This window comes from Paenarthrobacter sp. UW852, assembly GCF_024608385.1.
GTDB lineage: Bacteria > Actinomycetota > Actinomycetes > Actinomycetales > Micrococcaceae > Arthrobacter.
The window spans coordinates 14,235-35,084 of record NZ_JAMSGY010000015.1 but is presented as its reverse complement, the minus strand read 5'-3'; the positions used below and the strand labels follow the sequence as shown (position 1 = coordinate 35,084).

General features: G+C 64.2%; 18 protein-coding genes. 8 read left to right on the top strand and 10 right to left on the bottom strand.

What is annotated here, in order from left to right; translation table 11 throughout:
• The first annotated feature begins 23 nt into the window (after positions 1 to 23).
• From NEK97_RS19535 to NEK97_RS19515, 5 genes are all read left to right on the top strand, one after another.
• A complete protein-coding gene (locus NEK97_RS19535) occupies positions 24 to 1,550 on the top strand; it encodes an S-layer homology domain-containing protein (protein WP_257371369.1) in 1,527 nt (508 codons plus the stop codon).
• Between the two features lie 78 nt (positions 1,551 to 1,628).
• Positions 1,629 to 2,210: a DUF1349 domain-containing protein gene (locus NEK97_RS19530; RefSeq protein ID WP_257371389.1), complete on the top strand. Its 582-nt coding sequence runs from the start codon at positions 1,629 to 1,631 to the stop codon at positions 2,208 to 2,210.
• A 94-nt stretch (positions 2,211 to 2,304) separates the two neighbouring features.
• Positions 2,305 to 2,832 carry a hypothetical protein gene (locus tag NEK97_RS19525; protein ID WP_257371368.1) on the top strand — a complete coding sequence of 176 codons (528 nt, stop codon included), beginning with the start codon at positions 2,305 to 2,307 and terminating at the stop codon, positions 2,830 to 2,832.
• A gap of 78 nt (positions 2,833 to 2,910) precedes the next feature.
• On the top strand, positions 2,911 to 3,327 hold the full coding sequence (locus NEK97_RS19520; protein ID WP_257371367.1) for a MarR family winged helix-turn-helix transcriptional regulator: 417 nt from the start codon (positions 2,911 to 2,913) through the stop codon (positions 3,325 to 3,327).
• Positions 3,328 to 3,471: 144 nt separating this feature from the next.
• Entirely contained in the window at positions 3,472 to 3,651 is a 180-nt protein-coding gene (locus NEK97_RS19515; protein ID WP_235517296.1) for a hypothetical protein, read from the top strand.
• A gap of 52 nt (positions 3,652 to 3,703) precedes the next feature.
• On the opposite strand, the gene NEK97_RS19510 is transcribed toward NEK97_RS19515, so the two are convergent.
• The 7 genes from NEK97_RS19510 to paaA all read right to left on the bottom strand — a co-directional run bounded on the left by NEK97_RS19510 (position 3,704) and on the right by paaA (position 10,279).
• Positions 3,704 to 5,167 carry a YdiU family protein gene (locus tag NEK97_RS19510; RefSeq protein ID WP_257371366.1) on the bottom strand — a complete coding sequence of 488 codons (1,464 nt, stop codon included), beginning with the start codon at positions 5,165 to 5,167 and terminating at the stop codon, positions 3,704 to 3,706.
• A gap of 266 nt (positions 5,168 to 5,433) precedes the next feature.
• Positions 5,434 to 6,213: an enoyl-CoA hydratase/isomerase family protein gene (locus NEK97_RS19505; protein WP_257371365.1), complete on the bottom strand. Its 780-nt coding sequence runs from the start codon at positions 6,211 to 6,213 to the stop codon at positions 5,434 to 5,436.
• A 9-nt stretch (positions 6,214 to 6,222) separates the two neighbouring features.
• Positions 6,223 to 7,428 carry a 1,2-phenylacetyl-CoA epoxidase subunit PaaE gene (gene paaE, locus NEK97_RS19500; protein WP_257371364.1) on the bottom strand — a complete coding sequence of 402 codons (1,206 nt, stop codon included), beginning with the start codon at positions 7,426 to 7,428 and terminating at the stop codon, positions 6,223 to 6,225.
• 10 nt (positions 7,429 to 7,438) lie between these two features.
• Positions 7,439 to 7,975 carry a 1,2-phenylacetyl-CoA epoxidase subunit PaaD gene (gene paaD / locus NEK97_RS19495; RefSeq protein ID WP_284986340.1) on the bottom strand — a complete coding sequence of 179 codons (537 nt, stop codon included), beginning with the start codon at positions 7,973 to 7,975 and terminating at the stop codon, positions 7,439 to 7,441.
• A gap of 14 nt (positions 7,976 to 7,989) precedes the next feature.
• A complete protein-coding gene (paaC, locus tag NEK97_RS19490; RefSeq protein WP_257371362.1) occupies positions 7,990 to 8,910 on the bottom strand; it encodes a 1,2-phenylacetyl-CoA epoxidase subunit PaaC in 921 nt (306 codons plus the stop codon).
• The gene (gene paaB / locus NEK97_RS19485) at positions 8,907 to 9,284 is read right to left on the bottom strand and encodes a 1,2-phenylacetyl-CoA epoxidase subunit PaaB (RefSeq protein ID WP_235517303.1); all 378 of its coding nucleotides are present in this window, start codon (positions 9,282 to 9,284) and stop codon (positions 8,907 to 8,909) included. Before paaB ends, paaC begins: the two co-directional genes overlap by 4 nt.
• Positions 9,284 to 10,279: a 1,2-phenylacetyl-CoA epoxidase subunit PaaA gene (gene paaA, locus NEK97_RS19480; RefSeq protein ID WP_257371361.1), complete on the bottom strand. Its 996-nt coding sequence runs from the start codon at positions 10,277 to 10,279 to the stop codon at positions 9,284 to 9,286. The genes paaB and paaA overlap by 1 nt, the downstream gene beginning before the upstream one ends.
• Positions 10,280 to 10,393: 114 nt before the next feature.
• On the opposite strand from paaA, the gene NEK97_RS19475 reads away from it, so the two are divergent.
• From NEK97_RS19475 to NEK97_RS19465, 3 genes are all read left to right on the top strand, one after another.
• Positions 10,394 to 12,049, top strand: a complete 1,656-nt coding sequence (locus tag NEK97_RS19475) for an alkaline phosphatase (protein ID WP_257371360.1) — start codon at positions 10,394 to 10,396, stop codon at positions 12,047 to 12,049.
• A 231-nt stretch (positions 12,050 to 12,280) separates the two neighbouring features.
• Positions 12,281 to 15,592 carry a response regulator gene (locus NEK97_RS19470; RefSeq protein ID WP_257371359.1) on the top strand — a complete coding sequence of 1,104 codons (3,312 nt, stop codon included), beginning with the start codon at positions 12,281 to 12,283 and terminating at the stop codon, positions 15,590 to 15,592.
• On the top strand, positions 15,589 to 16,515 hold the full coding sequence (locus NEK97_RS19465) for a diguanylate cyclase (RefSeq protein ID WP_257371357.1): 927 nt from the start codon (positions 15,589 to 15,591) through the stop codon (positions 16,513 to 16,515). The genes NEK97_RS19470 and NEK97_RS19465 overlap by 4 nt, the downstream gene beginning before the upstream one ends.
• On the opposite strand, the gene NEK97_RS19460 is transcribed toward NEK97_RS19465, so the two are convergent.
• From NEK97_RS19460 to NEK97_RS19450, 3 genes are read right to left on the bottom strand one after another with little or no spacing between them, the layout of a single operon-like run.
• On the bottom strand, positions 16,499 to 17,308 hold the full coding sequence (locus tag NEK97_RS19460; RefSeq protein WP_257371356.1) for a PIG-L deacetylase family protein: 810 nt from the start codon (positions 17,306 to 17,308) through the stop codon (positions 16,499 to 16,501). The two genes, NEK97_RS19465 and NEK97_RS19460, sit on opposite strands and share 17 nt — an antisense overlap.
• Positions 17,309 to 18,454, bottom strand: a complete 1,146-nt coding sequence (locus NEK97_RS19455; protein WP_257371355.1) for a glycosyltransferase family 4 protein — start codon at positions 18,452 to 18,454, stop codon at positions 17,309 to 17,311. It abuts the gene before it with no gap.
• Positions 18,451 to 20,817 carry a lipopolysaccharide biosynthesis protein gene (locus NEK97_RS19450; RefSeq protein ID WP_257371354.1) on the bottom strand — a complete coding sequence of 789 codons (2,367 nt, stop codon included), beginning with the start codon at positions 20,815 to 20,817 and terminating at the stop codon, positions 18,451 to 18,453. Before NEK97_RS19450 ends, NEK97_RS19455 begins: the two co-directional genes overlap by 4 nt.
• Between the last annotated feature and the right edge of the window lie 33 nt (positions 20,818 to 20,850).

Here is a 20,850-nt window from a genome sequence, read left to right as displayed (position 1 = left end):
CTAATCGAATATGGGGAACCCAGATGCCTAAGGCTCTTTCGTGGTTGGCGATCCTATCGCTGACCGCGTCGGCGGCTGTCTTTTTGCCGCAAACCGCGACCGCCTCAGACACGGCAAGCGTCGCAACTCTTTTCTCTTCATTGACGGTAACCCAGGAAACAAACACCGGGTACAACCGCGACCTTTTCCAGCATTGGGTGGACGCTGACAACGACGGCTGCGACACCCGGTCAGAGGTGCTTCAGCAGGAGTCGCTGACGCCGGTGACGTTCAATCCCGGTAACTGCACCGTGGCCACTGGCCAATGGAACTCCTGGTACGACGGGGCGACGTGGACCAACGCGTCCGACGTCGACATAGACCATCTGGTCCCACTCGCCGAAGCGTGGGGTTCCGGAGCAAGCGCCTGGACGGCCGAACAGCGCCGTGACTATGCCAACGACCTCACACTGGACGTCGGCCTGGAAGCCGTGACCGACAACGTGAACCAGTCCAAGAGCGACCGCGATCCTGCAGAATGGATGCCGCCGCTGGCCGGAACTGCCTGCAGGTACGCCACGGACTGGGTGCTGGTGAAGTACCGCTGGCAGCTGACCATGGACGCGGCCGAATCCGCGGCGGTCTCGAACACGTTGCAGGGCTCGTGCGGAACCACGCAGGTCACCGTACCGGCAATTGCCATTGACACGGCCCCCACGCAACCGATCACCTTCAGCGACGTCAACTCCTCCACACAGTTCAACGTGGAGATCTCCTGGCTGGCGACACAGGGCATCTCAACCGGCTGGGTGGAAGCCAACGGCACCCGGACGTACCGGCCGCTGAACGCCGTCAACCGTGACGCCATGGCCGCCTTCCTCTACCGCCTGGCCAAGAAGCCCGCTTTCACTCCCCCGGCGACGTCGCCTTTCAGTGACATCACGCCGTCGAGCCAGTTCTACAAGGAAATCACCTGGCTGGCCGCCAGCGGCATCTCCACCGGTTGGACCGAAGCCAACGGCACCAAGACCTTCCGTCCGCTCAGCCCCATCAACCGCGACGCCATGGCCGCATTCCTCTACCGCTATGGAGGCAACCCAGCCTTCACGGCACCGGGAACGTCGCCTTTCCAGGATGTCCCCGTCAGCAGCCAGTTCTACAAGCAGATCACGTGGCTGGCTGCCCAGGGCATCTCCACCGGTTGGGACATCGGCTACGGCTGCCGCGCCTTCAACCCGGTCCAGCCAGTGGCGCGTGATGCGATGGCCGCGTTCATGTACCGCTTCGTCAACGGTGGCAATGGCGGGATCACGGGCAGCAACTGCTCGCCTCCCCCGCCGCCCGTCGTGACGCCGCCGCCCGCGCCGAAGCCCCCGGTGACACCCCCGCCGCCGGTGGTGACGCCGCCAAAGCCGGCCAACCCGGGTGACACCAAGAACTGCAAGGACTTCAGCACGTGGCGCCAGGCCCAGGACTGGTTCAACTACTACTACCCGCACTACGGTGATATCGCCCGCTTGGACGGCGATGGCGACGGCATCGCTTGCCAGAGCCTGCCCGGTCACCCATAAATAGACGTACGACGGCGGGCCCTGGCTTTGGTGCCGGGGCCCGCCGGTTGCTGCGCGAAACCAGTAACGAGGAGACCACTGATGACCGACATTCCATGGAGCCGCGGCGAATGGACCAACCAGCCGGCCGCCGTCGTCGAACTGGAAGGCGACCTCCTGGTAACCGCCGCTGAGGGCAGCGACGCCTGGCGCATCACGTCCTATGGCTTCATCCACGACACCGAACACGCCCTCCTGGCACCCTTTCCGCAGGACAGTGCCATGGAGGTCGAATTCACGGCCGCGTTTTCCCAGCAGTTCGACCAAGCGGGCATCTTCGTGCGGATCAGCCCGGAACACTGGATCAAGGCCGGCGTGGAATACGCCGACGGCGCCGCACAGCTGGGCGCGGTTGTCACCGACCGCGTCTCAGACTGGTCCTTGGCACCCGTTCCCGAGTGGAACGGGGGCCGTATCCGCGTACGTGTCAGCCGCGGGGGCGATGCCCTTACCATCCGGGCCGCGGCTGACGGCGGGGAACTCCAACTGGTGCGGGTTGTGCCGCTGGAGCCGATACTGACTGCCCTGGCCGGACCATTCGCCTGCTCACCGACGCGGGACGGGCTGACGGTCCCGTTCCACACATGGCGGAGCACTCCCCCGGACGGCCAACTTCACTGATCCGGAACTTGCGGGCATGACCGTTCGTGAGATTATGGAGTCTTCTGCGGCCCGATGACCCAGGCCGCAACTGAGCTGGCTCCGTTACAGTCCTATGGGGGGCATCACGGTGGAAGATACTGCAAGTCTTTGGCGAACTGACCCTGCGACGTTCCGCGACGTGGTGATCAACCGCGACGCCCTGAACGAGGCCCTGGCAGGCGAGTGTCCACCAGTGGAGCGCATTCGATACCTGGCGTTGCTCCGACGGGACACCGAGGCCCTGGACGAGGGCTTCAAGCTTCTCCCCGATTCACCCGACCGCCGGGAACTCCTCCTGATCCTCGCCCAGGTGAAGCAGCGCCAGTACCGCTGGCACGACGCCGCGGTGCTCCATGAGAAGGCACTCCGGACAGCGCGGACACCGGAAGAGGAAGCCTACGTCCGCCACCACATCGGTCGGAGGCTCTTTGATGAAGCCCGCTTCCGCTCCGCTGCCGACGAATTCCAGTGGGCCGCCGATCTCTACCGCGTCGCCGGCCAGCTTGAATCGGCCGAAGAAAACCGCCAGGCGATGCGGCATGCCCTGCATGTGCACAGCGCTGAGCGCACTACGGGACACTCCGGATTCGAGCTCTCCTGACCCCACAATCCATCATCCAGCCCATGGGATGTAGTCTTAGTAAGGAAGCTGACTATTCTTATGAGGCTGGGGGCCCGAATGCCTGACATGGACTATTGGCCAACAAGCCGGTTGCTGTCCACCGCAGCGCGGCTCGTGGAACTTGGGTGGAACGAGCGGCTCCGCCCCTTGGGACTGACATATCCAACGGTACTCACGCTTGATGCCTTGGCGGCTTCTGGGCCCATCTCACCGGGCAAGCTGGCCGAAAGCATCCGTGTGCAAGCCCAAACCATGGGTCCGCTGCTGACCAGGCTGGAATCCCGGGGTTTAATCCATCGCGAGGTAAACCGTTTCGACCGGCGCGGCCAACTCGTGTCCATCACCGAGTTGGGACTGGACTTGCTGAACAAGTCCCACGGGCAGGAAAACACCGTACTCGAAGGCATCGATCTGGACTCCGAAAGCCTTCGGGCTGAACTCATTGCCATCGTTCGGGACACAAAAATCAACTAGGGGTTCACAAGGCCCACTTGGAGGAACCCGGTAGACCAAGGCAGTATGGAGTTATTCGCTGATGAAGTCCGGCGACAAGGGAAATCCATATTTCCAGCTACCGGGCGGAGCCTCACACCGCGCCCGGACAACGAAAAGGGCATCATGAGTGAACTTCGCATCGGCGACAACCTTCCCGTAGACCTCCTGAGTTTCAGGGCCACAGAGTGCTTGGTCTCGACGGGCCCCCCAGGCTCGGAAGACATGTGCATCCTGGATGACGGGCACACCGGCAGCCACTTGGCGGCAGGCCCGGGCATGGTGGTCAAAGCCATCTGGGGCTAGCAGGCAAACCCTGCCAGGTGAGGGGAAGCGAGCGGGTCTGCGCCGCTTCCCCCTACGTTCCGCAGAAAGTCCGGTACGGCCCGAAACTGTCAGGCGCGGGAGCGGCGTATTTTTCCAGGCCGGGACGTTCCTCATACGGAGAAGCCAAAGCCTCGAGCAAGTCCTCCGTCGGTCCGATGTCTCCCGCTGTTGCGGCCGCGAGTGCCTCCTCCACCACGTGGTTGCGGGGAATGTAGACAGGGTTCACCGCGTCCATGGCATCCGCATCAGGCGCAAGGGCCCGCCAACGCTCCAGCCACGCGTCAAAGGCGGGCAAGTCCAGCACCATGCCCCTGGCTGGCTCCGCCTGCCCCCGGGCCGCCTTGCCCAGGCTGCGGAATAACGACGTGTAATCCGCGCGCGCCTCCTGGACCAGGTTCAGCACGTCGTCCACCAAAGGCGAGGAAACGCCGTCGTCAATCTTTTCAGGCAGCCCCAGTTTGGCCTTCATCCCGCTGAACCAGGCAGCGCTGTACTGCTGACGGAAACCACCCAGCGCCTCAACGGCCATCGCTACCGCTTGGTCCTGGTCCTCGTGGATCAGCGGCGCAATTGCTTCGGCGAAACGTGCAAGGTTCCACTCCGCAACCACGGGCTGGTTCCGGTAGGCGTACCGGCCCATCTCATCAATGGAGCTGTACACGGCCACGGGATCGAAACCATCCATGAAGGCACACGGTCCGTAGTCAATGGTTTCGCCCGAAATCGTCATGTTGTCAGTGTTCATGACCCCGTGCACGAACCCCACGAGCATCCACTGGGCCACCAATTCCGCTTGCACGGAGATGACGTTTTTCAGGAGGCCAAGATAACGGTTGTCCTCCTCGGATGACGCCGGGTGGTGCCGTTCGCTCGCATGGTCAGCGAGCCGCCGCAGCAACTCCATGTCATCGGAAGCCCGGGCGTACTGGAAACTTCCCACCCGCAGATGGCTGCTGGCCACCCGGGTCAGGACCGCGCCGGGCAATACCGTCTCACGCTGGACCGGGCGGCCCGTAGCGACGACGGCAAGGGAACGGGTGGTGGGAATGCCCAGCGCATGCATCGACTCGCTCACGATGAACTCGCGGAGCATGGGTCCGATGACCGCCCGGCCGTCGCCGTTGCGGGCGAAAGGCGTCCGGCCCGAACCCTTCAGGTGGACGTCGCGAAGCGCCCCGTCGGCGCCCACCACCTCGCCCAGCAGCAGGGCACGTCCGTCTCCCAGCCGCGGGGAGTAAAAGCCGAACTGGTGCCCAGAGTAGCCCTGGGCCACCGGCGTCGCGTCCTCCGGGACGGCGTTGCCGAGCAGCAGCCGCACGCCCTCCGGGCTCCGCAGGAAGTCCGGATCAAAACCAAGCTCGACGGCGAGTGGCCCGTTAAGCGCCAACAGCTGAGGATCCGGGGCTTCCTCAGCCCGCCACGGAATGGCCAGCTCCGGGAAGTCGCGGGCGAAATGGCCTTCGAAGGCAATGGTGGAATGCGCGATGTCACTCATTAACCAAGGATATCTGCAGCTCCGCCGGTAAAGGGCGGGGCATCAGTGCATGAAGCCGCTGCCATCCCAATCCCGGTCGAACTTCCCGCATCGGGTGCAACGCCTGTAGCGTCCGCTCCCGTCCTCCGCCGACTCGACGTGCCAAACGTGGCGGAAGTTGAGTTTGCACATAATCATCTGGAGCATGGACGCCTCCGTTCAAGGCACTACCGCGATGACCAATTTTATGACGCAACCGGACCGTGCGACAGCTTTATTCCGCGGCACTACCCCTTGAAAACCGGTGCCCGCTTCTCCTGGAACGCCTTGAAACCCTCGGCGTAGTCGTCGGTCTTGCAGAGACGGGCCTGCTCGGTGTTTTCCTCCGCCATGGACGCCCAGAGGCCCAGGCGTTGGTCGCGGATGTGGGCCACGAGTTCCTTGGAGGCGTTGAAGGCCTGTGTCGCGCCCGAGGCCACCCGGGAGACAATTGCCCGCGTCTCCTCAAGCAGGACATCGGCGGGCATCGCCCGGCTGAACATTCCCTGGGCAACGGCTTCGGCACCTGAAATGAGGTCAGCCGTGTAGATGAGGTCCAGCGTGCGGTGCATGCCCAAACGCTCCGTGAAGTACCAGTGCCCACCGGAATCCAGGGTGGCGCCAAGCTTGGCAAAGGGTGAACCGAACTTCGCGTTCTCCGCCACATATACGACGTCGGTGGCCAAGAGCAGCCCCAGCCCGACACCCAAACACGCCCCATGGGCTGCGGCGAAGGTGGGAGCAGGGAACGCAGCCATTTTCTTCAGCAGCGGCTCCACCAACCCGCCGAGGTACGCTTGCGCATCATCGGATTCGGGTGTCACTGCGGCGATGTCGCGACCGGCACAGAAGGCCCGGCCCTCACCACGGAGCAGCAGCGCCCGCACCTCACCGCGTGCGGCGGCGGCAGCGGCCTCGTCGTACGCCTTATCCAGTTCGGCAAGCGCGTCCTCGTTGAGCGAGTTCAGCTTTTCCGGGATGTTGAGGACAATTTCGGCGATGCCGTTGGCAATGGAGAGCTCGATCATGGGGACTCCTTAGACGTCGAAGTCGACGGTAACTTCTTCGCTGGTGGGGTGGGACTGGCAAGTCAGGACGTAGCCCTTGTCCAACTCGTCCTGTTCAAGGGCGTAATTCTCATCCATGGTCACGGAACCGGAGACCACCTTGGCGCGGCACGTACCGCACACGCCGCCTGCACACGCGAACGGAACGTCCGGGCGGACACGCAGGGCAGCGTTGAGGATGGACTCGCGGGCGTGCGTGGGGCTGGCGACGTCTCCGGTCAGGCCATCGAGCTTGAAGGTGATCTTGTACGTGTCCTGTGATTCGTCGGCTATCACCGGTCGGCCGGCGTTGCCTTCGGGGCGATCCGGACGGCCGGTGGTGAACAGCTCAAAGCGGATGTGCTCCGGCTCGACGCCGCGGGCGGCCAGTGTGTCACGGCACAGCTGGACCAGTTCGAACGGCCCGCACAGGAACCACTCGTCAACATCTTCGGAGCGGATCGCGGACGAAAGGAGGGCCTGCAGCTTCTCGGAATCGATTCGGCCGGTCATCAGCGGCGCGATGCGCTGCTCGCGCGACAGGACGTGATGCAGTGCCAGGCGCGACGGGTACTTGTCCTTCAGGTCCGCCAGCTCTTCCAGGAACATGACGTCCATGGCGGCCTTGTTGGCGTAGACAAGATCGAACGTTGTCTCCGGGTTGGCGGCCAGCAGCGTGCGTGCAATCGCGATCACCGGGGTAATGCCCGAGCCCGCGGCGATCGCCACGAAGTTCCCCGGCTCCCCCGCCAGTTCCTCCGGGTGGTTCATGGAGTTCATGACGTTGTGCTGGACGGCCGCACCGTCCTTCCCGTGGCGTGAAATGAAGGCACCCTGCGGGCTCATGACATCCAGGACGTCTCCGGCCTTCAGCTCGGCATTGGCCCACGTGGAGAAGATGCCACCCAGGTCCTTCTTGATGGCTACCCGGATCTCGCTGCTGCCGTCCTCGAAACTGCGCGGCTCTGCGCAGATCGAGTAGCTGCGGCGGACCTCATGCGGCTCACCGGTTTCATCGGGCAGCGTGGTTCGCAGGGCGACGTACTGGCCGGGAAGGTAGTCATACTGGCCCGCCAGCTCAGCGGGTACACCGAACGTGACCTCAATGGCATCGTCCGTGAGGCGCCGGACTTCCGCGACGGTCAGGTTGTGGAAAGACGCACGACGGCGGCTGGCCGTCTGTGTTTCGGTGGTCATGGCTGCTTCCTTAGAGGACTTTGAAGTAGTCGAACGGCTCCTTGCAGTCCTGGCAGACGAAAAGCGCCTTGCAGGACGTGGAACCAAAACGGGTGAGTTCCTTGGTGTTCAACGAGTTGCACTGCGGGCACTTGACCGCCAGGCTCAGGCGCACTGGACCGGAGTGGCCGCCAGCAGCAGCCATGCCGCTGGGCGGGGCGATCCCGTATTCCTCCAGCTTGGCTTTGCCGGACTCGGTCATCCAGTCCGTGGTCCACGCCGGGGACAACACCAGGTTCACGTGGACGCTGGCGTAGCCCTCCCGTTCGAAAGCCTTCCGCAGGTCGTCACCAATGGCGTCCATGGCGGGGCAGCCCGAGTACGTGGGCGTGATGGTGACCTCGACGGCGGTACCCGCCGGGCCGCCGTCGTGCGTTTCCGTCGCACCTGTCGGGGTGACCTGAACGCCGCGAAGGATTCCCAGGTCCTCGATGGTGAGGACCGGGATTTCCGGATCGCAGACCGTGGACGCGATGTCCCACGCCCGCTGCTCTTCAGTCTTTTCCATCGTTGACATTGTGGTCACCAGCTCGCGCCGGGGTGTTCACGGGCCAGGACCTGCATCTCGGCAAGGATGTAGCCCAGGAATTCGGAGTGCTTGCCGCGGCGGCCGCCGCCCAGGGACTGCGGAACGCCGGGGATCTCAAGCTCAGCTTCGGCCATGATTTCGCCGGTCAGGCGGTCGAATTCTGCCCGGAGGCTGGACGGCTGGACAGCAACGCCTGCCTCGGCGAGACGGGTGGTGAGCTCGTCGTCCTCGAAAATCTCGTCCACGTACGGCCACACCAGCTTGAAGCCCTGGATGATGCGTTTCCGGGACTCGTCCGTGCCACCGGCCAGGCGCAGCACCCACTGGGCGCTGTGGTCGCGGTGGTAATCCACTTCCTTGACGGCCTTTGCGGAGATGGCAGCAAGGGTGGGATCGGTCGATGCGGCGAGCGCCGAGTAGAGCTCAAACTGGTAGTAGCTCACGATGAACTGGCGGGCGATGGTGACCGCGAAGTCGCCGTTGGGCTGCTCGAAGAGGTGCGCCGAGCGGAACTCGTGCTCGCGGCGGAAGTAGGCGAGGTCGTCCTCGGACTTGCCCCAGGCAGCACCAGCGTAGGTCAGGAACGAACGAGCGTGCCCCAACTGGTCCAGGGCGATGTTGCCCAGTGCGATGTCTTCCTCGAGCTCGGGGGCGCGGGAAATCCAGTGCCCCAAACGCTGGGCGAGGATCAGGCCGTCGTCGCCGATCCGGAGGGCGTACTGGGCGACGTCCTCGCTGGGCTTGACCTTCCCGCGGCTGATCTCCAGGGCGATGTCCTCGGGGCGAAGTGCGTTGCCCGGGGTAATGCGGGTGGCGCTGGCCGAACCGTCACCTGATGCGCCGGCTCCGTGGACGCCAACGGAAATGTCGCCGTGTCCCTCGATGACGAAGTCAGTGGTCTCTGGAGTGCTCACAGGTGCTTCACGCCTTCGCTCTTGGTGTAGTACGTTGCGTGGCGGTAGTCCTTGCCCTGCGGGGACTCGAAGAAGGAACCCTTGGAGTCGGGATCGCTGGAGGAAATCGCCTCGGCCGGGACAACCCAGATGGAAACGCCCTCGTTGCGGCGGGTGTAGAGATCACGCGCGTTCCGGAGGGCCATGGCCGCGTCCGGGGCGTGCAAGGAGCCGGCGTGGACGTGGGACAGGCCACGGCTGGAACGCACAAAGACCTCCCAGAGAGACCACGGCGATTCCTGGTGCTGCTCGGTGGTGGCCGCGACCTTGGGAGCCTCGCGGTTAATGTCGCTGGCGGCGCTGCCAGGTGCTTCGGGGTTTCCGTGGGGAGCCATTATGCTGCGCTCTCTTTCTGTGCTTGCTTGCGGGCGTACGCCACAGCGGCTTCGCGAACCCAGGCACCGTTTTCGTGTGCCTCGCGGCGGCGCTCGATGCGCTGCGAGTTGCAGGGACCGCGGCCGGCCAGGACTTCCTTGAACTCGTTCCAGTCCAGGGGTCCGTGTTCCCACTTCTTGGTTTCTTCGTTGAAACGGATGTCCTTGTCAGGCAGCGTCAGGCCGAGTACCCGGACCTGTTCCACCATCATGCCGACGAACCGGCTGCGCAGCTCGTCATTGCTGAAGCGCTTGATGTTCCAGGCCATTGACTGCTTGGAGTTGGGGGAATCCTCATCCGGCGGGCCGAACATCATCAGCGACGGTGCGTACCAGCGGTTCACTGCGTCCTGGGCCATCTGCTTCTGCGCAGGCGTGCCGTTGGAGAGTTCAAGCAGGATCTCGAACCCTTGGCGCTGGTGGAATGATTCTTCCTTGCAGATGCGCACCATTGCGCGACCGTAAGGACCGTACGAGGCGCGGCAGAGGGGCACCTGGTTGCAGATGGCGGCACCATCGACAAGCCAGCCGATGGCTCCCATGTCGGCCCAGGAAATCGTGGGGTAGTTGAAGATGGAGGAGTAGCGGGCCTTGCCGGCAATCAGGTCTTCCATCATCTGGTCCCGGGACTGGCCCAGGGTCTCAGCGGCGGAGTAAAGGTACAGGCCGTGGCCCGCCTCGTCCTGGACTTTGGCCATGAGGATGGACTTGCGCTTCAGGCTCGGCGCGCGCGTGATCCAGTTGGCTTCGGGCTGCATGCCGATGATTTCCGAGTGTGCGTGCTGCGAGATCTGGCGCAGCAGGGTCTTGCGGTAAGCCGCAGGCATCCAGTCGCGCGGCTCGATGCGCGAGTCCTCCGAAATGATGCGATCAAAATACGCCTGTCCGGCTGCCTCCCGCTCCTGCTCTTCCGGGGACAGCTCAGCGGGCACTGACTGCAGATTCTGCGATGCCATGGTTGCTCCTAATAAATTACCGACCGTTCGTTCAGAATATGCGGAGCGGGTGTTTTCAGTCAAGGTCCACTTCCAACTCACCTGCCGTTCACTGGGACTGGCCACAGTGGGACCATGACTGACTTCACACGCCGCACCCTGGTCAAGACCTCCCTTGCAGGCCTCACGCTCGCGGGCATCGCCAGCGGAACCACTCCGGCCTACGCCGCCATCCCCCTGGTCCGCAAAAGGCTCACGCTCCCCACCGGCATTGCCACCGGCGACGTCACCACCGACTCCGCCGTCCTCTGGTCCCGTGCCTCCGGCCCCGGCCGAATGACAGCCACCCTCAAGGCAGTGGACAGCGCAGGAGAAATACTTCGCGGACGCTACGGTTTCACCCGCACCCTGAGGGGCCCGCTGGCCACTGACGCCAGCGACTTCACCGCCAAAATCCAAGCCACCGGCCTTCCCGCGGGTACGCGGTTCGCGGTGGAACTCACTTTCGAAGACGAGAACGGGCCCGGCGAAGCGGTACGCGGTACGTTCAGCACGGCACCCGGAGCAACGAACGGAAAGAACGACGGCGGTGCTGAAGCAGCCCGCGGAGGCGGCGGCCCGTCGTCGTACCCCCAAACGTTCGTATGGACCGGCGATACCGCCGGCCAAGGCTGGGGCATCAACGAAGACCTCGGCGGCATGCGCGGCTACAAAGCCATGCACGCCACCAAACCGGACTTCTTCATCCACTCCGGCGACACCATCTACGCCGACGGTCCCATCACAGCCACCGTCACCGAAAAGGACGGCCAGGTGTGGCGGAACATCGTCACTGAAGAAGTGTCCAAAGTAGCCGAAACCCTCAAGGAATTCCGGGGCCGGCACCGCTACAACTCAATGGACGCCAACATGCGCGCCATGTTCGCCGACGTCCCGGTCATCGCGCAATGGGACGACCACGAAACCCACAACAACTGGTACCCCGGACAAATCCTGGACGATGCCCGCTACACAGAACGGAACGTCAACACCCTCGCCGCCAGGGGCCGCCAGGCATGGCAGGAGAACATGCCGATCGCCGACGCCGCTGCACTCTGGCGTCCCGGGAAGGTCGACGCCGGCCAATACCAGCCCGCGCGCATCTACCGCAGGATTTCGCGCGGCCCGCAGCTGGACATCTTCTGCCTGGACATGCGCACCTTCAAGTCCCCCAACACCGACGGCAAGGAACCCTACACCACCAACATCCTGGGCCAGGAGCAGGTGGACTGGCTGATCAAGGAGGTCCGCAAATCCAAGGCAACATGGAAAGTCATCGCGGCCGACCTGCCGCTGGGCATCATCGTCCCTGACGGCGCCGTAAACCAGGAAAGCCTGTCCAACCGCGACAACGGGGCGCCCCTGGGCCGCGAGCTGGAGATCGCCGGCGTGCTCAGCGCCTTCAAGAAACACGGCGTAAAGAACACAGTGTGGCTCACCGCTGACGTCCACTACTGCGCCGCGCACCGCTACTCACCCGAACGCGCATCCTTCACCGACTTCGACCCCTTCTGGGAGTTCGTTGCCGGCCCCATCAACGCGGGTTCGTTCGGTCCCAACGACATGGACGGAACGTTCGGGCCCGAAGTGGTGTTCTCCAAAGCCGGGCGATACCCCGGCGAGTCACCGCGCGATGGCGAGAACCAGTACTTCGGGCACGTCGAGATCGCCAACGATGGCGTCTTCACCGTTAGCCTCCGCAACGCCCTGGGCGCAGTGCTGTATTCGAAAGCCCTCACGCCACAGCGCTGACTCCCTGCGAGGAGCCGGCCAGCCCAACCAGGGAGCAGCCCGCGCGTCCAAAATGCGCTCGCCTGCTGCCTGGTTGGGCATGTACGGCGTATGCTCTCCTCAGCGCAAAGGCAAGACGCGTTGTTCGCTTTTGGTGGGGCCACTTTCGAAGGCAGGGGTTCAGTGGCAGGAGTGAAGCACGGGGTTCTTCAGGAGCGCTCGTTCGGGCGGCAGGGATGGCCACTCTTTCTGGTGCCCGTCGCTTTGTGTTTGACATTGCTGGCTGTCGGTTTGGCCAGCGGAGCAGGAACGACGACGGCGCAACTCGCCGGCGATCTGGCCATCCTTCTCGCTGCACTCACCGCGCTGACCACCCACACCCGCGCCGTACTCAAAAAGCGCGTCAACACCCTGGGCCAATGGTTCGTGGTGGCCGGCCTGGCGCTCTGGTCAGCCGGCCAAGCGGTGTGGACCGTCAACGGCATCACGCTCAACCACGAATATCCTTTCCCGTCCCTCGCCGACATCGGCTTTGTTTGGTACGCGCTCCCCGTTTCCGTTGGCTTGGTGCTGCTGCTCCGCGGCCAAGGGCTGCGGCTCCCCCTGCGCCGGACCATCCTGGACGCCGGCGTCGTAGCGAGTTCCACCTTCTTCATCGCATGGAGTTCTGTTCTGGGGCCTTTGGCGGCCGACAAAGACCCGGATGCCTTCGCCCGCGCGACTCAGATGGCCTACCCCATTGCCGACGTCCTGATGGTGTCAGTGGTAATCGTCCTGACCATGAGGGCCGCCCGCGGTCGGAGGCTGCCTTGGCTGAGCATGGGACTCGGGTTCTGGATCCTGGCCATTACCGACCTGGCGTACATGCGCTTCACCCTGGAAGGCATCACGGGTGTCACCGGATCCCCCCTGGCCCTGGGGTGGGTGCTCGCCTTCCTTCTGGTAGGACTCAGCCCGCTGCTCCCCGAAAACACCAGCATGCGGAAGGACGGCCGCATCTACGCTGCGGCGTTGGAACTCCTCCCCTACCTGCCCGTCTTCAGCGCAGTGTTCTTCTCCCGCAGCCGCCCCATCGGCGAAGACCCCATCCTGTTGGTCACCGGCCTCGTGGTGGTGGGCTTCGTGATCGTGCGGCAGGTGCTGATCGTCGTCGAAAATGTGACCCTGACCCGGGACCTTGAAACGAAGGTGGCCCAGCGCACGGCGGAACTTGAAGGCCTCGGCGCGATCGTCAACTCCTCAGGCGATGCCATCATTGGCGAGACCCCCGACGGAGTAATCACCAGCTGGAACCCCGGCGCCGAACGTATCTTCGGCTACCCGGCCTCGGAGGCACTGGGCCGGAAAGGCGACTTCTTTGTTCCACGGCACCTGGTGGACACAGAGCGCATGACCTTCGAAAACACCGCGCAAAGCGGCGAAGTGCATAACTACGAATCCCTCCGCCTCCGTGGCGACGGCACCACCATCCCCGTCTCGGTGACCCTGTCCCCCATCCGCAGCGAGTCCGGCATCCGGGGCGTCGCAACCATTTCACGGGACATCACCGAACGCCGTGCCGCCGAAGCCGAACTGCTCGCGGCGCGCGAAGCCGCCCTGGAAGCCAGCCGCCTCAAATCAGAGTTCCTGGCCACCATGAGCCACGAAATCAGGACACCCCTCAACGCCGTGATCGGGCTGACCTCCCTCATGATGGACACTCCCCTCAGCGAGGGACAACGGCAGTACGCCCAAGGCGTGAAGAGCGCCGGCGAGGTCCTCCTGACCCTCATCAACGACATCCTGGACTTCTCCAAACTCGAGGCAGGAAAGGTGGACCTGGACGTCAATGCGTTCGACCCCAGGGCCTTGGTGGACGAAGTGGCTGGACTTGTCGCAGAAGCCGCCCAGGCCAAGAACCTGGAACTCATCTCCTACTGCCACCCCGCCGTCCCGGAACGGCTCATGGGCGACGCCGGCCGCATCCGGCAAATCCTGGTGAACCTCGCCTCCAACGCCGTGAAGTTCACCCCGGCCGGTGAAGTGGAAATCCAGGTCTCGGTCCTCAGCGAAGACAAGGACAAAGCCTCACTCCGCTTCGAAGTCCGGGATACAGGAATAGGCATCAGCGCCGAAGACCACCACAAACTGTTCCAATCCTTCGCCCAAGCGGACGCCTCAACCACGCGCCGCTACGGTGGTACCGGCCTGGGCCTGGCCATCTCACGCCGGCTCACGGAGGTCATGGGCGGGGAAATCGGCCTCGACAGCGAGCCCGGAAACGGCAGCAAATTCTGGTTCGTGCTGGACCTGCCCATCGGGCCCCCGGCGTCTGACACCGCTGCCCTGCCCGCCTCCCTCTCAGGCCGCAAGGTACTGGTGGTCGACGACAATGCCACCAACCGCCTGGTGCTCGAAACCCAGCTGGCCAGTTGGGGAATGATGCCCGTCGCCGTGCCCGATGCCGCCAGCGCCATCCGCGAATACCGCTCGGCCATCTCAGCCTCCGAACCCTACGACATTGCCGTGGTGGACATGTGCATGCCGGACACCGATGGACTGGAACTCGCGCGGCAAATCAACCATGAAAGCAACGGTTCCGGCGGCCCCGGCATCATCCTGCTGACCTCCACCATGATGGTGGACAGGCAAGACCTCGTCGCGGCCGGGATCCGGGAATACCTCACCAAGCCCGTGCGCAGCTCCGAGTTCTACAACCGGATCCTGCGGGTCATGTCCACCAGGACAATGGGCACAGCTTCCCCGGCCGCCCCCTCCAATGCAGCTGCGGCATCGCCGTCCCAGGAACACCGGGCCGGCAGGCTCCTGGTGGCAGAAGATAACCAGGTCAACCAACTCGTGGCACGCGGCATGGCCAACAGGCTCGGCTACGACGTGGACATCGTCGAAGACGGCGCCCAAGCCGTTGAAGCTGCGCTCACCGGCGCCTACGCCGCCGTCCTCATGGACTGCCACATGCCCGTCATGGACGGCTTCGATGCAACCAAGGCCATCCGTTCTCGCATGGGAAACGATTCCCGGATCCCCATCATCGCCATGACCGCCGGGGCACTGAATGAGGACCGCGAACGCTGCTTCGCCGCCGGCATGGACGACTACGTCAGCAAACCCGTAGACCTGGACACCTTGCGGGAAGTCCTCGGCCGCTGGGTGCCGGACGCCGAACCGCTGCAGGCGGCGGCAGCACCGCCGTCGAACGCTGTTGTTTTGGATGAGCAACGGCTGCAGATCCTCCGCGAACTCGGACCCGAAGATGGTCTGGGCCTGCTGCCCGACGCGATCAAGGCATTCAGGGAGGACGCGCAAGGCGCCCTGGAAAAGCTCCAATCCGGCTTGGACGCCGGACAAGCCGCTGCCGTGGAGGCAGCCGCCCACAAACTCGCCGGTGCAGCAGCAAACATTGGTGCGGTTGGCGCAGCGGATCTTTGCAGGAACCTGGAGCGGCTCGGGCGGGCAGGCGGCCCTGACATCGCTGCTACCGGACCAGGGCTTCTGGTCGAACTCAGGGCGGAACTCGCCCAGGTCAATGATGCCCTTGGGCGCACACTCTTGGGAGCTCCATGAAAGTACTGATCGCCGACGACGACCAGATCTCCCGGATGATCACCAAGGCCGCCGTCGAACAGTCGGGCCACGAATGCCTCGTGGCCGTGGACGGTGACTCAGCCTGGGAGCTGTACCTGGCGCACGCACCGGAGGCGGTAGTCACCGACCTGATGATGCCCGGCATGAACGGGCTCGATCTGTGCAGGGCGATCCGTTCCTCCGAGGATGACAACTACACCTACGTGATCCTGGTGACCTCGCATGGATCACGGAAGGACGTGCTCGCGGGAATGGAAGCCGGGGCGGACGATTACGTCACCAAGCCCCTGGACCCCTTCAACCTGCACATCCGGCTCCTTGCTGCGCAGCGGATCACGTCCTTGCACTCCGACCTGGCCAAGTATCGGACCGCCCTGAGCAACCAGGCCCGGACTGATCCCCTGACCAAGCTGCACAACAGGCTCAAGCTGACCGAAGACCTCGGCGAACTGCACAATCCGGCTGGCAACACGCCCAAGGACTACTGCCTCGCCATGGTGGACGTGGACAACTTCAAGAGCTACAACGACATATACGGGCACCAGGCAGGCGATGCCGCCCTGGTCGCCATCGCCGCCACCTTGGCCCGTGAAGTCCGGGAATCCGACGGCGTCTACCGCTTTGGCGGCGAAGAATTCCTGCTGGTGCTGGGGGAACAGTCAGAGGAAACCGCCGCCGTGATCCTGGAACGGGTCCGATCCGCCGTGCACAGTTTACAGATCGAGCACTCGGGCGACCCCGACGGTGTCCTGACCATCAGCGCCGGAGTGGCTGCCTTCGACGAAGGGCATCGGGCCGGCGCTGAGCAGCTCCTGCGCGAGGCTGACCTCGCCCTGTATGCGGCCAAGGCGTCCGGCCGGAACCGTGTGACGCTCGCGAGCGCCCTCACCGCTGAGCGTTGATCACACCGGGAACAAAGTACGTTTCCGGTTTCACGGGGATTTCGCCGTCGGGGAAGAGTGCGTCAGCTTGCGTGGCGTACTCCCTGATTCGAGGCGGCTTCGCGGACAGCCCCTGCTCCCACGACCACGGCACGAAGCCCAATCCCTGCATGTGGGATTCGTCCGGTTGCTGGGTCAGGTCGTACGGAAAATCCGAATACAGGACCAGGTTGTCCGGGTGCCCTTCGCCGAGCTCACGGGTAATGAGGTGGTCCACGTGCTTGCCCACTCCCGCAGGGCAAAAGAGCAGCTCGGCTTTGGTGTGGACCAGGAGCTCTGCGACGTCGGAGCGAAGGTTCCGGATAAGCGACCTGTCACCCCTTGCTATCCGGCCCATGGCGATATCGAACCGGTACGTGGGGTAGCGGTGGGTGAACTCGGGGAGGAGCCTTTCCCAGGCGCTGCTTCCCAGCCGTACGGGCTTGCGGCGGCGCCGGAAAAGGGCGTCGACCTCCCCCAGGTGGATGGACTGGATGCCCATTCTTTGAAGGACGGCCCTGTCCTCCGCTTGCCGGGCCGCGTACAGTTGGGCGGCGTCGCCGATGGTGCACTGGCGCAAGAAGGAACGGGCTGCCCTGGTATGGGGCTGATGCGCGGCCTCAGTGAAAATCGTTGCCACGATAATCTGACGGCCGAGGGCTTGCGCCTCCATGAGCGCACCGCAGGACAACACCGCGTCATCCAGATGGGGTGAAAGGAACAACCATGGCGCGTCGCCTTCCAGCGAACGTTCGATCCTGGTTCGGTACGGCATTCAAGCCCTTTCATGGGTGGTGGGTCTGCGCTGATCCGTGTGGGCGTCACTGAGCGCGGCCAAGGAGTCGTTGTAGGACTGGGCCTGCTTCGCGGCAAGGGCGTCCCAGTTGTAGCCGGTCGCGAACTCCCGCCCGAGCGCGGCCGCCTGTTCCAATCCCGGCTGGGCGTATCTGATGGCGATTTCCTCCGCGAAGGCATCCACATCGAAGGCTTCCACGAGCCACCCCGCGCCGGGCGGCACGATTTCACGGAGGCAAGGGATGTTGAAAGTGATCACAGGGGTGCCGGTGGCCAACGCATCGATAGCCACCAGGCCGAACGTCTCATGGCGTGAAGGCACCACCACCAGCCGGGCATTGCTGAGCGCCTGGAACTTCTCCTCGCCGCTAAGCCAGCCGAGCATCCTTACCCTGTGGGTGAGCCCCGCATCACGGATGGCCTCCCGAAGCCGCGCTTCGTCCGGGCCTGAACCCGCAATCAGCAAATCGCCATCGACACGGTCGCAGCACCGGCTCCAGGCTGCCAAGAGAAGGTCCAGGCCCTTATGCCCATACTCCAAGCGGCCGATGAAGAGGACATCCTTGCCCAAGCGCGGCTCCGGTATCCATGCGGCCGGGTCAACCCCATTACCAATTACGTCCACATGGACGTCCGGGTTTATTCCTGTCAGGCGGTCCGCTATTCCTTGCGAAACGGAGATCAGGCGTCGGTGCTTCCGGACACCCAGACGTTCCATCCAATGCAGAGGCAGTTTGTACTGCCGCGCCTTATCCTCGGCATGCAACCACTGCACCACACCCACGGTAGGGCGGCCCGTCCACAACGGCGCGGCCATGGTGGAGAACGGGGCGAAGAAATCTTCCACCACCAAATCCGCCATGTCACGACGCCGACGAACCTCGAAAGGCAAGCGTGCCACGTACGCCACCAGGCGGCTCAGCCTGTTCCTTCCCGAACCGAACCCGATGGGTACATAGTGCACACCGTCCTGGACCCGTTCCTGCCAGCCCGGGTAACGGGTGGTCAACACCGTGACGTGGAAATCTTGCGCTGCAATGCGGCGGTTGATCTCGTGGGTACGGACCGAACCCCCACCCGCGCCGGGCATTTGCGGGTCCTCAAAACCCAAATGCAGAACCCTCATCGTTGCCTTTCCGTTCTGTAGACCTTGCTGGCCGTGGAGAACCGCGCAGCAAGCTCCACCACCATCACGGCCCCGCAGATTGCACCAGCCACCGCAACTGCGTACACGAACTCTTCAGTGAGCGTTCCCAGCAGTGCGGTCCAAGCGCCCGATGCCCCCAACGCCAGGCCACCCAATCCGAGGAGACGCCGCCCAGCGTGGCCGCTGAAACACAAAACAACGCCTGCCAAAGCGCACCACACCAGCAGGGCGTGCCCCGTGCCGCTGAGTCCGATCACCTCTTTGGCAATCCGCGGCACTCCTTGGAACCCGTGGCCTGTGGCGTAGCCGTGGGTGGCCGCCACCATGACGTAATCCGCGTACAGCACCACCGCGAAACCTGTGACCATCACGGCCTGGCGCCACGAAAGGGTCCTCTTCCACACCGTTGCTACGATCACGGGGGCCACGACCCAGATGAAGGACACGTCCAGACTGATGGCGCAATAGCCCAATAAGACCCCGGCCCCCGCCGGCTTCAGGAAAGACTGCCACCCGGCCGGGACACCAGCCCCGGGACCTGTGAGGAGCAAAGGCGCCGCGAGTGCCGCCACCATCCCTGACGCCTCAAGGAATGTCGGGTTTCCGATGCGCAAGAGCAACGGTTCGACGATCACCACCACGGCGGCCAGCCACGCGGCAGCAGTTGACGACAGCCTGCGGGCCACGAGGAAACACAGCCCCACCCCAACAGCGCCCATCACAGCGTCCAGCCAGCGAAATTGGAACGCCGCTTCCATGCCCTCGCCAAACCTGAGCGAGAGCCCGAACGCTGCGGCAACCACCACGATAAATGCGGTCAGGTTGCCTGCGAGCGCCCGGGCAGCCCACGTGGGCCGTGTTTTCACCGTGGAGCGGCGACCGGAGGTGCCGGTATGGTCACCGGCCGGACGACGCCGGGCCATCCTGAAGTCGTTCTTGTGGGGCAAAAGGTTTCGTTGGTGTGCCAGGACCGCGACCCCGCTGATTCCGGCCAGGACGAGCCACAGCAGGGGCTGCAGCCAGGAAGCAACTGCCAGGACGACGATCAGGCCGGCCGCCAGCAGTATGAACTGTCCGGCACCCTTCCCGGGGCGGGCTTCCGTCAGCACGGGCCACGCCAAAACCACCAGGACCACCCCTGACAGGACCGCCCCCGCCGCTGAGCCCACGGCCAGGCCGGTGACTGCATCCAACTGCCATCCGGCCCATAGTCCGCCCACCACCAGGAGGCACGAACATGCCAATCCCAACTGGCAACGGCGATAGGCACGCATGGCCAGGAGGATGGTGGACAGGACCATCAGGACTGCATAGCCAAGGCCCGAGGCGGCAAGCCACGGCAGCAGCTGGAGGGAACCTTGGTATTTCGGTGGAACTATGATGCCCGCCATGACGGGCGGTGCCGTGGCGATGATGGCGAAAGCGACAACCACGAGCTGCCCGAAGGAGGCAAAAGATGCACGCAGCACCTCCTCTGTCCTGGCGCCGGGGGTGCGCAACAGGGGAAATGCCACCAAAGCCGTTCCAGCCGCCACGTAGACAGGACCCTTGGCGATGGTGGCCAGCGCCTGGAACCCCGCAGCCGCGGCAGAGCCGTTGTCCAGGAACCCCACCACCACGACATCGACTCCCACCAGCACCGACACGACGCACAGTACGGAAGCGATATCGCTGGTTTCGGCCCATCGCCATTTGTCGAGGAGCACTCGTGGCCTCCAACGGAGGTCCCGGTAGAACGACCGTGGCACCACCAAGGGCGCGAAACAGGCCACGACGAAGCCCAGGACTGCTCCCCCGGCACCCCACGCCATCACGATCACCAGAAGGCTGAAGAGCAGCCTGAGGACTACCTCACCTATGGTGGACGCTGCGTACCACCTGAAGCGGAGCTCGCCCTGCAACCATCCGGCGGGCGCATTGACAATGAAGATTGCCAAGGCAGCCAAAGCCACTGCGGCCGCCAGCGCAGGCGTTGCCAGCGCCAGGGTCACTGTCCCGGTGACGGTTGCCGCCAGCAGGCCTGCCAGGAAGGAGACGAAGACCGAGAAAGCTACTCCGTCCTGCCGTTCCCGGGAACCTTCGGGATGGACCGCGACCACATGCGACAAGGGCAGCGGGACCAGCGCATTGGCGACGATTCCCACCACCCCCAGAATCATCGCGGCCGCGGCGAACAGTGTGTAATCCGCCGTCCCCAGCATGTTCGCCATGAGAAGGGTGCAGGCATAACTCACCACGCCCACAATCCCCGCCGAGACCGCCAGGAAGCCGCTGTTCTCCGCGATCTTTACGTCGTCAGCGGGCGCTTTGTCCCGGCGTTCGGCCCTTGGCCTGATGGGCACGCCAGTGAGTGGTCTTTCCAGGTACACCTCCAC

What these genes read in the sequence shown, in the direction of transcription:
- NEK97_RS19535 (WP_257371369.1), top strand. Translation starts at nt 24, where the DNA reads ATGCCTAAGGCTCTTTCGTGGTTGGCGATCCTATCGCTGACCGCGTCG.
- NEK97_RS19525 (WP_257371368.1), top strand. Translation starts at nt 2,305, where the DNA reads ATGGGGGGCATCACGGTGGAAGATACTGCAAGTCTTTGGCGAACTGAC.
- NEK97_RS19520 (WP_257371367.1), top strand. Translation starts at nt 2,911, where the DNA reads ATGCCTGACATGGACTATTGGCCAACAAGCCGGTTGCTGTCCACCGCA.
- NEK97_RS19515 (WP_235517296.1), top strand. Translation starts at nt 3,472, where the DNA reads ATGAGTGAACTTCGCATCGGCGACAACCTTCCCGTAGACCTCCTGAGT.
- NEK97_RS19510 (WP_257371366.1), bottom strand. Translation starts at nt 5,167, where the DNA reads ATGAGTGACATCGCGCATTCCACCATTGCCTTCGAAGGCCATTTCGCC.
- NEK97_RS19505 (WP_257371365.1), bottom strand. Translation starts at nt 6,213, where the DNA reads ATGATCGAGCTCTCCATTGCCAACGGCATCGCCGAAATTGTCCTCAAC.
- paaE (WP_257371364.1), bottom strand. Translation starts at nt 7,428, where the DNA reads ATGACCACCGAAACACAGACGGCCAGCCGCCGTCGTGCGTCTTTCCAC.
- paaD (WP_284986340.1), bottom strand. Translation starts at nt 7,975, where the DNA reads ATGGAAAAGACTGAAGAGCAGCGGGCGTGGGACATCGCGTCCACGGTC.
- paaB (WP_235517303.1), bottom strand. Translation starts at nt 9,284, where the DNA reads ATGGCTCCCCACGGAAACCCCGAAGCACCTGGCAGCGCCGCCAGCGAC.
- paaA (WP_257371361.1), bottom strand. Translation starts at nt 10,279, where the DNA reads ATGGCATCGCAGAATCTGCAGTCAGTGCCCGCTGAGCTGTCCCCGGAA.
- NEK97_RS19475 (WP_257371360.1), top strand. Translation starts at nt 10,394, where the DNA reads ATGACTGACTTCACACGCCGCACCCTGGTCAAGACCTCCCTTGCAGGC.
- NEK97_RS19465 (WP_257371357.1), top strand. Translation starts at nt 15,589, where the DNA reads ATGAAAGTACTGATCGCCGACGACGACCAGATCTCCCGGATGATCACC.
- NEK97_RS19460 (WP_257371356.1), bottom strand. Translation starts at nt 17,308, where the DNA reads ATGCCGTACCGAACCAGGATCGAACGTTCGCTGGAAGGCGACGCGCCA.
- NEK97_RS19455 (WP_257371355.1), bottom strand. Translation starts at nt 18,454, where the DNA reads ATGAGGGTTCTGCATTTGGGTTTTGAGGACCCGCAAATGCCCGGCGCG.